We start from the raw sequence: 12052 nt of genomic DNA, 5'->3' as shown, positions 1-12052 counted from the left end.
ATATAGAACAACTACTAAAGAAGGGTATCGTCAGTACATCTCCAATCCTACTCAATGTAAGGATTGCCCACTTCTATCTCAATGTACTCAGAGTCAAAATCATCAAAAACTAATCCAACGACATGTCTGGGAAGGGTATCTTGAGGAAATTGAACACCTTCGACACATAGAAGAGAATAAAACTATTTATGCACGTCGTAAAGAAACAATTGAACGAGTATTTGCGGATGCGAAAGATAAGCATGGTATGCGATGGACAACCTTAAGAGGTCTTAAAAAATTGTCCATGCAGGCGATGCTTACTTTTGTTGCCATGAATTTAAAGAAGATGGCAAACTGGACTTGGCTTAGTCCAAAAATGGCATAAAAATTGACCTCGGAGGGGTCTAATTCGAGAAAAGATTAACGGAAAAATGCTTTGAAATGGAAAAAGGCAACCGAATTGGATCATTCGGAATGCCTTTTGTCTACAATCTGAAAGAAGGTATTTAATTACCTTCTTTCTCTGCTATTAGCAGGAAGTATCCATCCTATCTACAACTATTTTTGCCTCTATTTGTGATACGGTTCACCGTGGTGTATCTAAATGAGGTTTTTAAGTAAAAATAACAGCTTTCGTACGCCAGATACGAAAGCTGTGTTTATATTCATTCACATTTTTCCAATAAATCTTTTATCTCCACAGAAATTTTAGGATAATCACTCTTTCCAAGTAAGCTGTGTTTCTCATTCAAAATAAGAGTTTCCCCTTCAAAACTTATATCATTCATTTCAACAAGACCCAAAATTAATTGTGAACCTTCTGGTTTTTTTTCTATAATAAAGTCTAACATCTTATCCAAGTTTGCTTTTTCTTGGTCTTGTTGGTTGGGGGAGTCAATAACTATTGGACAAAACACTGAAGTTGAAAACTCCTTCATTACTTCAAGAATACTAAAATAATATGCTAATAATGCTCTAGGTTTACCACTTCCAGTTTCCGCTATTTTGGAAGTGATTGTTTTGTAAGATTTTTCGCTCATTGTTAATACATCTAGCTTCATTAAATTACTTTGCATTAAGTTAAAGTATTTTGTTCTAATTTCTTTTTGTCGTTTCTTATCTTCGAATTCTTTTAATTCTTCTTTTAAATCCTCGATTTGTTGCTCATTATTATATATTTCATTATTTAATGAACTTATTTCTTCCTCCATAAGTAAGTTCATTTCTCTTTTACCTTCATTTAAAATTATGTCTTTTAGCTTTACTGCTCCTTGTTTTTTTGAGAGAATACCCTTTATTTTTTCTTGCTCATGATTATTTTTATCATAAATTTTGTATTCAGATTGAACGCTTTCTACAATTTTTTTAAAGTCTGAATTCAGACTCAATAACAAATCTTTACAAGTATCTTCATCTTTTGCAATTGCAAAACGCTCTGCAAATGAGTTCTCATAAATATTACCGCACGTCGGACACTCTACAGAATCAGTTTGTTCCATTGCAAATTCAAAATCATCCTTTAATTCAGCTATAGTGCTTTTGACTACTTTGATTTGCTGTTCTATGTGTATCTTATGATTTTCTAACTCTAAGATTTTCTGTTTTAACTTAGAACCTTTTTTGTTTAATACATCATAAAGCGATAATAACTCATCAATCTCTTTTTTAAATTGAACTGTGTCAATAGCTACAACTTCCTCTTTTATTTGGTTACTAATTTTTGATATAAAGTTGCTTGAGATTTTCCTTTCATTCTCCAATGCAGATATTTCTTTTTTATAGTTTCTTATTGCTGCGTTTATTTCATAATATTCATTCGGTCTAATGCCAGTATGATAATTTACTACATCATTTCTCCAATTACTAAATTGAGAAAGTCTATCAAAGGACTCCCAATTCTTATTCCAGCTTATATCCTGGTCAATGTAAAAAGGTAGAAGAAAATAAGCCGGAGGAGGGATAAGCGATTCTCCCTTACTATTGTTAAGAACCAGTTTGTAGTTAAACAATTGGGCAATGAAAGGCCCAATTCCATTAGTGATACCATTAAAAGTATCTATAACATTCATTTCGTCATCAAAAACAGCGAAAAACCTTTCTTTTCTAAGAATAGAATAAGTTTTTCCATCAAGAGAAAACTTAACTAAAGAAATAACATTTGCATTCTTCCATTTAGGATGCAAGTCCTTTGGGTCAGCTCCAAATGTCCAATAAATACTTTTTATTAATGACGATTTTCCAGTATGGTTATCTCCCCTTATCACTGTTATGTTTGGATGAAATGTTACCTTCTTTGCCTTTTTCTCTAGAAACGACACTAGTTTTATTTCCTTTATTATCATTCTTTTCATAGTTATCTAACCTCAAATTCCGAATTAGTCTTCTGAAATTTCCGCTCATTTACTAAACTCCATTAAAATTATGACCTTGATATAATATTCACTATAAAATGAATTGGATTCTTTAGATATATATTCGTTATATACCGGCTTTAATAAATCATTTTGTAAATTTATAATCTGTTTTTCTTTATATGGTTCTATCATTTTTGAGATAATAGTGATTATATTTCTCAATTTCAAATTAGCATAATTCATCTTATCTACTCTATAATCATCCCATGCCTGCTTTATTTTAAGCCGGTCTGAAAAAGGCATATTTTCTTGCAAAAGGGAGTCATTAATAAATTTCCAGCGCTCCTGTTCTTCGTCATCTGTTGAGAACATTTGAATATGTTCTTTAAATTGTTCTCGGCTAATTCCTTTATGCTTCGCTAATTCTTCGAAAGAAGAGATGTCACTTTCATAGTTGTTTTTTACTTTCACTTCACTAAATATTGCATCGTAAATAACGCTAACCTTATATTTTGAATCAGGATTTTGTTTTTCAATAAACTCTGATAATTTACCCTTTAAATAAGTTTCTCGATTATCCACTAATAATTCAGATACCTCAAAAAACGTCAATTCAACAAAATCTGGGTTATCTTTCAATTGATGCTCATCTATCACCTTGCGGATAATTTCTGCGATGGTTACTTCTTCTAGCTCTGAAAGACAAATTTTTTTCTTTGTAATGCTCTTTTCTCCACTTAATAATTTTAAATTATAAGTGTAATTCGAAATGAAATTAAGTGATAAAGTATGCTCTGGAAATTGCATCTTGCATTCATACATTTTCCCTAAAATTGACAAAGAAGGTCCTTCCGCTCCTGGTTTTCTTTTTGTTAAAGAATTCAAAGTCCAATTCTTTGAACTTGTTTTTATTTGAAAAAAGGAAACGTTTTCAGGGTCTGTAGCTGAATCATAAACAACTACATCATCGTAATAGTCCATAACTAATAAGAAGTCCTCTTCAACTTCATACATTTCCATCATCTTTAAAATAGCCCAATCTTTTTGATAATCAAATCTATTTGAAGAACGGGGACCACTAATGTCTCTCGGCTTAACAAATGAGTCTTTTAGTTTATCCATGTAATCAATCCTATTCATTCTCAATCTGAGAGTTTATTATTATATGAATAAATAACTTTCCTCAATTGTATCGATAAAATAGGTCCCTAACAACATTTATTACCAATTAACACCTTTTAACGTAGTAGTAGAGTTGTATGTCGAATTCTAAATTGATTCCAATTCTTTCAACTGTTACATCTTTCACACTGATTTCTTCTAGATATTCCACATCCCACTGATGTTTCAGAATATCATTTCTTTCTTTTAATTCTTCTAAAATAATTATGGCTTGAGATTCAGAGAGCTGAAAGTTCTCAAATCTTTCACCATTACCTAAGTAGTCATAAAGCATTGTAAACTCGCACTTTAGATAGTTTACAAAATCCCTGGGAAACGCACCTTCAATTTTATAAAAATCAATGAACATTCGAACTCTTATCATTATCTATAACACTTATACGATTTTTGTTTAATTTCTGCAGCTAAACAAGTTATGATGCCTACCACTGTTCCTATTAAAAAGTATTGCATTACTATTCCCCCTTTATTTTTTATGATTAATGTTCTTCTTCACAAATACATAAATGGATACGCCAAACGCCACGCCTGCTTTAAACAAGTCAATTGGTGTCATAAACTCACCCCCTTTATAGTTAAATCAGACATGAATAGAGAGACGAAAACTTTTCTAAAGCAAACCTCTCTGACATGTAAACATAGTTGATTGTGTTACCTTTCCGACTGCCTGTTCTTTACACAAAACTAATCGGCTTAACAAGTTCACCATCTTTCAACAGACCAATTCCGATATCCTTCAAACCATGCTTATCCTGTAATAAATACACAACGTTTGATGCACCGCCATCGTAGAAGAATACCCAGCATGTTAATTCTGGTTTGTTTTCATCTGGAATAGTAGCCTTAACCTCTTCGTTGCTTATGTCATCCACTGAAAGAGTTCTAACATCCGCTTTCCAGTCCTTCCGTGCTAAATGTGGGTGATGCTCCTCCATGTAATTCCTGAATACATTAATAACGCTCATAGGTAATTTGCTCCTTTTTATAGATTAATTAAAATAGAAAAAGGGGGAGAGAACTCATCCGTAATAGATGAATCCTCTCCCCCTTTAAAGGTGAAGTGTTTTGCAACTTCTTTATTGAGTTGTATTTGTATCGTATCAATCTTTCGGTTCTCATTGATGGTGATTTGACGGATGAGCAGGTGCATCAACCTTTTCCTCTGCTCTCTGGTCAATGACTCGTGATAGGCACTTTTGAAGTTCTGCATGACCTGTTTGACCATTGAAAAGTTTATGAGTTGTGTACCACCTTCCCCCATTTGCAATTCAATTGGAGATAGTCTTTCTTCAAGTCGTTCCTTTTCTTCATTCAAAGTGGATAGCCGCTGCACAAGGTCTGCTTTTTGAATCAAATCATCTTCGTACAAACCAAGGACTTTCTCTTTCTTTTGTTGATTGGATTCTAGTGCCTTTTTCAAGGTCTCATATTCGTGTTGAAGCGGAGAAGAATCTCGTTCTTTCTTGTTATTAATACGTTCAACAATTTGCTCTATAAGCACATCACTTGTGGCTATGTTTGATAGCTTTTCAAGTACATAAGGGTCTGCATAATCCGTTCTTACTCCATTCGAGCGACAAACTGCTGAACCTTTATTCTTCCAAGCTCCACATACATAATACTCCAGGACCTTTTTTGTTCCGTCTTTGAGTGTATTCGTTGTCCTTCCAATCACCATTCCTGCCCCACATGCAGGACACTTCATGATACCAGTGAGAGGGAACTCGCCGTCATGTATCCGATTAGGCTTGCCGCTTCTACTCGCCATGATATTTTTTGCTTTTTCCCATGTTTCTTCTGAAATGATAGCTTCGTGTTGCCCCTTTTCAATTACAGGGTGAGGATTAATATTGTTTCTTCTCTTCTCGTTCCAATCTCTCCGGACATTGTAGCGTATAAACCCTGCATAAAGGGGATTGCTTAGAATCGTTTTTACCCCGTTGATGGAGAAGTCTTTGTTCTTTTTTGTCCGGTGTCCTTCATTGTTGAGTTTGTTTGCGATGGATTTATAGCCATTCCCCTCAACGTAAAGGTCAAATACCTTTCGAACCGTTTGAGCTTCTGTTGGATTAATCACAAGGGTAGAAAGCTTTCTCTTACGGTTTTCTCCTGGGACGCTTACGACATCATAACCAAGCACCTGACCGCCATTCCAGGAACCTTCCTTTGCTCGTGCCAACATCCCCATTTTTACGTTTTGAGCGATATTATCTCGTTCAAATTCAGCAATAACTGCCAACATTCGAAATTGCATTTTACCAGCTATTGTATCTGTCTCGTAGTTCTCCGTGTAAGAACGAAAAACGATGTTCTTACTTTCAAGCTCTTCGACGATGTTAAGCAAATCTTTTGTCTTACGAGAAAAGCGGTTCACCTTCCAAACGAGCACCAAGTCAAAGTCTTTACTTTTGGCATCATGCAGTAGTTGTTGTAAAGCAGGTCTACCTTTAATATTTTTTCCGCTTTTACCTCTGTCTACGTATTCCTTATGAACAACGTAACCTTCTCGCTCGCACATTTCTCTCAGCACTCGTACCTGTTCGTCAATACTGTATCCTTCTTCTGCCTGCTCCAACGTGGAGACTCGGGCATAGATAGCGGCTCTTTTCTGCGTTCCAATGCGGCTGAATTGGTCAAGCTGGTCGTTTAGCTGTCGCGCATGGTTTGGCATCATTCTCACCTCCTTTCTTATTTTCATCTTCTATTAACCAACGAGCTACTTGTGACAATGGAATTCCTTGCATAGCTGATAAGGATAAATGTTTAGTATTTAGAAGCTTGCACATATACTCAAACACTTTCATTCCTTCTACTGTAGAAACATCGAAATACTCTGTTGCTGAACAAAGCTCTACACCAAATACTACAAGCTCTCTTTCTATTTGTTGAAGCTCTTCCCCATCAGGAGAAAGTGTAAATACATCCCAAACAACAACTACCCCGAACAAGCCTTTAGCAGCATCCTCCAATATTCGCTTCAAAACATTTCTTCTTTTCCCGTGAGATTCCGAGCTTGGTTCCCAGTAGACTCTACTGACTTGATATCCAGCCCGCTCACACTTGTCTTTTAAGACCTGGACGTCTCGATGAATTCTGTACCCCTCGGGTTGGGTCCACGATGTATTTCTTGTGTAAATTACTATCTTGTCTTGGTTCTGCTGTGCAGTTTCATCTCTACTTATCATTGGAATCTCCTCCTTTGGGGTGTTTTGTAAGGTATTCTGTGACCATTTCTGCTAACATGTCTAAAAGATTTTGATATTCGTAGATAGAACCTTCTTTTTCGTTCATGGCAAGCTCTCCTCGTCGTAGTAATAATATATATTTCATTTTGCATATGATTTTAGGAAAGGGGGAGGGGTGGGGAGTAAAATGGAAACTTTACATATTTATTGCTCCCTTTATCCTTTCCCTTACCAGAATTTTTGTTTTTGTACTCCCCCTCCCCCCTAAAACTGAATGATTTCTCCATTTAAGGCTAGGGTTGGAAGGTTTTCTAACCTCACAAATTCCATTCCTTCGAAATAAACTGTTCCCCTGACTTTCTTTGTCACAATTGGAATCCCCTCATTTGCAAGAACGATTTTGAAGTATCTCCAAAACTTTTGTCGGGATTTAGTTCCTTTGTCGTCAATCCCTTGCTCGTTCAACCACCGTAAATAAATATCATGAAAATCAGATTGTCTTATACGAGCACCTTCTTTGAGAACAATATGTTCAAGGAAAAACTCCCTTACAGGATTCTGTTCTACGTTATAAGTTCGATGGCATTCTTCAATTGCTGTACAGTAGCTAAATTGGTAGTTATTTTCCCGTAATCTTTTTAGCCCTATAATTGCCCAATTCAATATCCCAGGCAGTTCTGCTAGTAATTTGTCCGTAAGTTCTTTGTCCTGTTCAGCCGATTCAAATTTCTGAGGGAATGGAACAATTACCAACTTTCTAAAAAAGCCATGAGTCACATCCATTGAATCAGGTAGGGCATTAACAACAAAGACGAGTTTGCAATGCGGCTTATAACTTATGGAAGGATAATATTTGATGTTAACAGTAATCGTGTCACCGCTAACAATGGCTTTAAAGTTCTCCGTCTTTAATGCATTACCACCCATTTCATTTTCAGCAGCAATGTTTACTGTTTTGTTGATTAAGCCTTCAAGACCAAACTGTTTGCCGAATTCAGCCAATGGTATGCTACTTACGTTTTCTTCTCCCACCAACCGAGTAATGATGGAAACAAGGACACTCTTACCATTTCCACCGCTACCGTAAAAGAAGAATGCCTTTTCCGCTTTAGTTTCGGCTGATAAAAGATAGCCTAAAACTTCCTGATGAACCCGAATGAGTTCTTCATCGTCTTTTGTAATCCCCTTTAGAAACTGCACAAAAGTTGGAGCAACAGCTTTTGGTTCATATTCAATTGGCAATTGCACCGTTGATAAATAACTTGGATGGTGGGGAAGCAGTTCAAATCTATCCAAACACAACATCCCATTTTTTAGATTGATGAAGTTTCGCATGGTGTTCATCTCATCAACTATGTCTGCTTCTCTTAACAAAACCTTAACTACCTCTGCCTCCGCTTTACTATTCCAACTGTTCCAGCGCCCCTCATGCATCAAGGTTCGAATCACTTTGCCAAGTTCAACCTCTGAAGGTTCTTCAAAAACACCTTTCTTATGGTAAAGGAAAAGCCGTCCATCTTTCGTTGACCGAACATGGCATCTCCGAATGAATTGCTTAGCAAAAACGTTCGCATTGAAGGAATAGCTATTCTTTTTTTCATCGTAAAGAAAGCCATGCTCTTCCGCTTTTCCAATATTTATCAACTGTTGCAGTTCCTCCAAAAGTTCATCAGAAACCAAAGCCTCCGCGGTTTTCTCCGCTAATTCAAACATCTTTGTATATTCATAGTTTGGAAAACGGCTAAAACCAAAAAGCAATGCCTTAAAATATTGAAGGCTTTCTGAGCCGACAATCGTATACAAAGCCGTTACCAGCATCGAAAGATTTTCCTTCGTATGAATTCCTTCAAGCAGTTTTCTTATTCTTTCACTTCTTTCAAGCAACTTTACTTTGCGAACCTTGTAACGTGAAAGGTATGGCGATACTTCTTTTGTTAAAACTTCCTTTGTCTGTTTCATAAGCGCTTTCTCCTTTACAACAGAAGGGGGTGTCCCCTCTGTTTTTTATGTATTAGGGTTTTCAACGGTCAAAACTTCAATTTTTTCAAAGATATTACCGGCTTCCGAAGTCACATGATGGACTCTAGCTTGTCCAGTTAAGCCAGTCAAATGCCCCATCGTTATTCTTTGACCTTTGAATACTTGTTTGAAAGCCCCTAGAAACATCATCAGAGCAGATTGTTGATTGGATGAGATATTATAAGGTAGTGACAACTTTGTAACTTGTTCGGTAACTTCACTATAAAGGGAAAATGTAATCACATACTGGTCTTTCAAACCGTATTGGGATTGTACATTTTCACGAACGTCAATTTCATCAATGTTGTAATCATATATGCCTTCAGGAACTTTTGCCGTCCGCTGCATTGAAACAGAATCATCACCAAATGAGATGATTCTTTCCATTGCATCACTTCTTTGGGAAGTGTTTGAAAATGATTCAGAGAGTCGTTCATTCATATTTTCGTTACTATTAGTGTTATGTTGGTTCATAGAAAGTTCTTCCTTTCCGTTTTTGTTTGCTTCTTGTTCTAGTTCTTTGTTGTTATCTTCACTTGGTTTATTTATTACTGGACGTCTTACCTTTTTGAGAGCCATTATGCAACCTCCCTATTTTCATTTAGTTACAATTAATAATTTCAATAGACTCGTTATCTCTTAAGCCAAAGTAACTTGAGTTGAATTCTGGGAAAAGATTGACCATATCATTGCTGACACTTCTAACTGAATCCTCTGGGTCATCACCAAAGTATCCATCCTGTATTAATAGGTCTTGTATTGGTGCCTTGTTCAAAAACTCAGCAAATTCAAGTAACAAACCTACATATTGCCCTCGGTTCATGACCATTTGATATCCTTTCGGATACCAGTCAATTTCAATCATGTCATCATGAATATAGATGCGGTTGGGGCGCACACTCAATTCAGACAAGTCTTTTATGAGTTTTTGCAGTTGCCGTTCTAACCCGTCTTCGCAAGTTCCTTCAGGAATTTTCACACACGCTGGTAAACGGTAAATGGCATTGATTCCATCATAGTGGTCACTGCGGACATCAGTTAAGGCAGCAACAGCAATTTGAAAGTTATTTTTGTAACGAAGCATTTTTCATTCCTCCAATCAATTTCGCTTGCAAAATGAATATAACCCATTTTATTCATACTTGTGAAGGTAAAAATGCTGATTTAAACGGAGTTGATTAAACCTTGTTATTCATATAGAATATAATTATTCATATTTTTATTCATTATTGTTGTGGAACAAGTTATATTTCAGACAAATACCATTAGTCATCTATCGTATGGAGCTTTATTCATTCAAAAGCAATAGGAGACTAATAAAAAATGCACAATTACCGTAAATGTGACAAATTTGTGAACAACCGACTTTTAGGGGGAAATATCATGGAAACTAATATTCATTCAAATAACAATGAACGCTTATCGGAAAAGAAAAAACGTCATCAAGCTATTCACCTTTTGTTAGGGGAAATGGATTTACGAACTCACGAGGACATTGTTCTTGAATTGCAGAATCAAGGGATTAAAACAAGCCAATCTACCGTACATCGTGATTTAGAGCATCTTGGTATCAAGAAAAACAATGATGGGTACTTTAAACCATCACATGATGTACAAAAAAAATTTCATCTTGATATCCTTTATGACCTACTAATAAGCAGTGATTCAAGTACATCTAGCAATGTCCAGACCTATTTCATCAAAACTGAAAAAGGAAAAGCACAGCAAATTGCCTTTCATCTTGAACAGGCATTTAATGACATCGTCTTAAAAACAATCATTGATTTAGACAGTGTTTTGGTTTTTGCAGATGGGGATGAAGCGACGGATGAATTTCTGGAGGTTTTTGAAGGAGAGGATGAATGAGGGTGGCTATTAAAGCCATTCCTTATTCATCCCTCCAATCAATAATCCTTGGGGAACAACATTGTTTGGTATCTTTCGTCATCTATAATCCAAACAGTAGTATTTTTAGCTCCTTTGACTTTGTTATTGATGATAACCTTTGTTTGTAGTGAAGATACTTCTTGCCTATTCGTTATTGTTAAAGTTTCTTCACATACACTAATTTCAAAAACTTGCAGATAATCCATTTGCTCCTTTCGTTGTTCATTGATTTCATCGTAAAATTGCCACAAGACCACTTGTAATTCAATATCTAATTCTTCACTGATTGCCTTTGTCATATAGCGTGATTTGTTAGTCAAATTTCATCCTTCTCTCCCTGTCCAATCAATACATTTTCATACACTTTTTCTTCATCTTTCAAACAAACTAAAAAGAGTGGATTATTGGTCCTTGCTTCTAAGGCAATTCCAATAATCCACTCTGATTCTCCATTGTATAAATATGTGTGAAATGAAACCGGATTCGGTAATATTTGCAATACATCCTCTGAAATGAGTTCCTCGTCTAGTTCCTCATGATATAGAAGTACCGTTTCCTCACCTATCTCATTTAATTCAACTGCTACATCGAATTTCTCTTCCATAAAATTTATCAATTGCTCGATACCAAACATGGCTTGCTCCTTTCATATATAATATTATTAGCTCACCTTATAGCTATCGTCATACGATACTAATTTCCACTTATGTTTCAGTGCTGGATAGAGAGGATGGAAACCTTTCCGACCAAAATTCGCTTCTATTTGAAGAATGTTTGCCTTCCTGTCTAGCAAAATGGCTAAAATCATATTTAACCGTTCAACAGCTTTCTTATTTGTTTCTACTCCTTTTCCAACCGCAATAATAACATCATCTACTCTTGCAATTGCTTCCTGAATACATTTCAAATTATCAATATCAGACTCTTTCGTTTCTTCTCCTTCAATAGATGGAAATAAATTCACAATCTCTACAACACCGTATTCCAATTTAGAAAGATTATTAATGACGTACATCGTTGTTTGGTCTTGCAAAATTTCATCTGCTTGACCTGCGTTTTTCATGATGACAAGTGCTTTTTTCTTGTTCTTGTCCCACTCTTTCCTAATAAGATACTTGTTTTTCATTTCGTCATCATAAGTGACTTCTGTTTTTATCGTGCATTTTGTTATTTTCACTAATTTTTACTCCTTTCAGATATGACCTTTTTCCTTTAAGGAAGTATAAGTTTCATCTCCAACGATAATATGGTCGATTACATCAATGCCAATAATTTTACCTGCTTCAACTAGCCTTTTAGTCACCTCTATATCTTCTTTACTCGGTTCAACCATTTATCAATAGTAAAGTGTAGAATTTACATTGAAATTGCTTCCTTTGCTTTGACTACATGTCTTCACTGTTATGTAACTTACTTTATCTTTCGACTTAAAAAAATGTGCTT

14 protein-coding genes and 1 pseudogene are annotated in these 12052 nt (G+C 35.6%); 2 read left to right on the top strand and 13 right to left on the bottom strand.

Annotation, left to right across the window (positions count from 1 at the left end):
- Window positions 1-367 (top strand): transposase (locus F7888_RS21785; protein ID WP_191783417.1); only part of this gene is annotated, 367 nt, incomplete at its 5' end.
- A gap of 280 nt (window positions 368-647) precedes the next feature.
- Here F7888_RS21785 and F7888_RS21780 read toward each other — a convergent pair.
- From F7888_RS21780 to F7888_RS21740, 9 genes are all read right to left on the bottom strand, one after another.
- Complete coding sequence (locus F7888_RS21780) at window positions 648-2333, bottom strand: SMC family protein (protein ID WP_191783415.1); 1686 nt, start codon at window positions 2331-2333, stop codon at window positions 648-650.
- Window positions 2334-2378: 45 nt separating this feature from the next.
- Complete coding sequence (locus F7888_RS21775) at window positions 2379-3458, bottom strand: dsDNA nuclease domain-containing protein (RefSeq protein ID WP_191783413.1); 1080 nt, start codon at window positions 3456-3458, stop codon at window positions 2379-2381.
- A 106-nt stretch (window positions 3459-3564) separates the two neighbouring features.
- On the bottom strand, window positions 3565-3882 hold the full coding sequence (locus F7888_RS21770; protein ID WP_191783411.1) for a hypothetical protein: 318 nt from the start codon (window positions 3880-3882) through the stop codon (window positions 3565-3567).
- 310 nt (window positions 3883-4192) lie between these two features.
- Window positions 4193-4483 carry a hypothetical protein gene (locus F7888_RS21765; protein ID WP_191783409.1) on the bottom strand — a complete coding sequence of 97 codons (291 nt, stop codon included), beginning with the start codon at window positions 4481-4483 and terminating at the stop codon, window positions 4193-4195.
- A gap of 17 nt (window positions 4484-4500) precedes the next feature.
- Window positions 4501-6189 carry a recombinase family protein gene (locus tag F7888_RS21760; protein WP_191783407.1) on the bottom strand — a complete coding sequence of 563 codons (1689 nt, stop codon included), beginning with the start codon at window positions 6187-6189 and terminating at the stop codon, window positions 4501-4503.
- The gene (locus tag F7888_RS21755; protein ID WP_191783405.1) at window positions 6152-6703 is read right to left on the bottom strand and encodes a recombinase family protein; all 552 of its coding nucleotides are present in this window, start codon (window positions 6701-6703) and stop codon (window positions 6152-6154) included. Before F7888_RS21755 ends, F7888_RS21760 begins: the two co-directional genes overlap by 38 nt.
- A gap of 264 nt (window positions 6704-6967) precedes the next feature.
- On the bottom strand, window positions 6968-8662 hold the full coding sequence (locus F7888_RS21750; protein ID WP_191783403.1) for a DNA primase family protein: 1695 nt from the start codon (window positions 8660-8662) through the stop codon (window positions 6968-6970).
- A 45-nt stretch (window positions 8663-8707) separates the two neighbouring features.
- Entirely contained in the window at window positions 8708-9301 is a 594-nt protein-coding gene (locus tag F7888_RS21745) for a hypothetical protein (RefSeq protein ID WP_191783402.1), read from the bottom strand.
- Window positions 9302-9323: 22 nt separating this feature from the next.
- Entirely contained in the window at window positions 9324-9806 is a 483-nt protein-coding gene (locus F7888_RS21740) for a hypothetical protein (RefSeq protein WP_191783400.1), read from the bottom strand.
- Between the two features lie 299 nt (window positions 9807-10105).
- On the opposite strand from F7888_RS21740, the gene F7888_RS21735 reads away from it, so the two are divergent.
- The gene (locus F7888_RS21735) at window positions 10106-10588 is read left to right on the top strand and encodes an arginine repressor (RefSeq protein WP_069297343.1); all 483 of its coding nucleotides are present in this window, start codon (window positions 10106-10108) and stop codon (window positions 10586-10588) included.
- 38 nt (window positions 10589-10626) lie between these two features.
- On the opposite strand, the gene F7888_RS21730 is transcribed toward F7888_RS21735, so the two are convergent.
- From F7888_RS21730 to F7888_RS21715, 4 genes and pseudogenes are all read right to left on the bottom strand, one after another.
- Window positions 10627-10929: a DUF960 family protein gene (locus tag F7888_RS21730; protein WP_191783398.1), complete on the bottom strand. Its 303-nt coding sequence runs from the start codon at window positions 10927-10929 to the stop codon at window positions 10627-10629.
- Entirely contained in the window at window positions 10926-11243 is a 318-nt protein-coding gene (locus F7888_RS21725) for a hypothetical protein (protein WP_061793155.1), read from the bottom strand. The genes F7888_RS21730 and F7888_RS21725 overlap by 4 nt, the downstream gene beginning before the upstream one ends.
- A gap of 27 nt (window positions 11244-11270) precedes the next feature.
- Window positions 11271-11786 (bottom strand): DUF1643 domain-containing protein, encoded by a 516-nt coding sequence (locus F7888_RS21720; RefSeq protein ID WP_107920289.1) that lies wholly within the window; start codon window positions 11784-11786, stop codon window positions 11271-11273.
- Window positions 11787-11801: 15 nt separating this feature from the next.
- Window positions 11802-11933, bottom strand: a pseudogene (locus F7888_RS21715) (JAB domain-containing protein); the annotation flags it as partial.
- Window positions 11934-12052: the final 119 nt, after the last annotated feature.

It is taken from the genome of Litchfieldia stipae, assembly GCF_014837155.1.
Lineage (GTDB): Bacteria > Bacillota > Bacilli > Bacillales > Bacillaceae_L > Litchfieldia.
Note: the sequence above shows the minus strand (reverse complement) of the source record. Positions and strands in the feature narration are given on the sequence as shown.

Coding starts and splice junctions, on each gene's coding strand:
- F7888_RS21780 (WP_191783415.1), bottom strand. CDS start 2,333: ATGAAAAGAATGATAATAAAGGAAATAAAACTAGTGTCGTTTCTAGAG.
- F7888_RS21745 (WP_191783402.1), bottom strand. CDS start 9,301: ATGGCTCTCAAAAAGGTAAGACGTCCAGTAATAAATAAACCAAGTGAA.
- F7888_RS21760 (WP_191783407.1), bottom strand. CDS start 6,189: ATGCCAAACCATGCGCGACAGCTAAACGACCAGCTTGACCAATTCAGC.
- F7888_RS21755 (WP_191783405.1), bottom strand. CDS start 6,703: ATGATAAGTAGAGATGAAACTGCACAGCAGAACCAAGACAAGATAGTA.
- F7888_RS21775 (WP_191783413.1), bottom strand. CDS start 3,458: ATGGATAAACTAAAAGACTCATTTGTTAAGCCGAGAGACATTAGTGGT.
- F7888_RS21750 (WP_191783403.1), bottom strand. CDS start 8,662: ATGAAACAGACAAAGGAAGTTTTAACAAAAGAAGTATCGCCATACCTT.
- F7888_RS21765 (WP_191783409.1), bottom strand. CDS start 4,483: ATGAGCGTTATTAATGTATTCAGGAATTACATGGAGGAGCATCACCCA.
- F7888_RS21725 (WP_061793155.1), bottom strand. CDS start 11,243: ATGTTTGGTATCGAGCAATTGATAAATTTTATGGAAGAGAAATTCGAT.
- F7888_RS21735 (WP_069297343.1), top strand. CDS start 10,106: ATGGAAACTAATATTCATTCAAATAACAATGAACGCTTATCGGAAAAG.
- F7888_RS21740 (WP_191783400.1), bottom strand. CDS start 9,806: ATGCTTCGTTACAAAAATAACTTTCAAATTGCTGTTGCTGCCTTAACT.
- F7888_RS21770 (WP_191783411.1), bottom strand. CDS start 3,882: ATGATAAGAGTTCGAATGTTCATTGATTTTTATAAAATTGAAGGTGCG.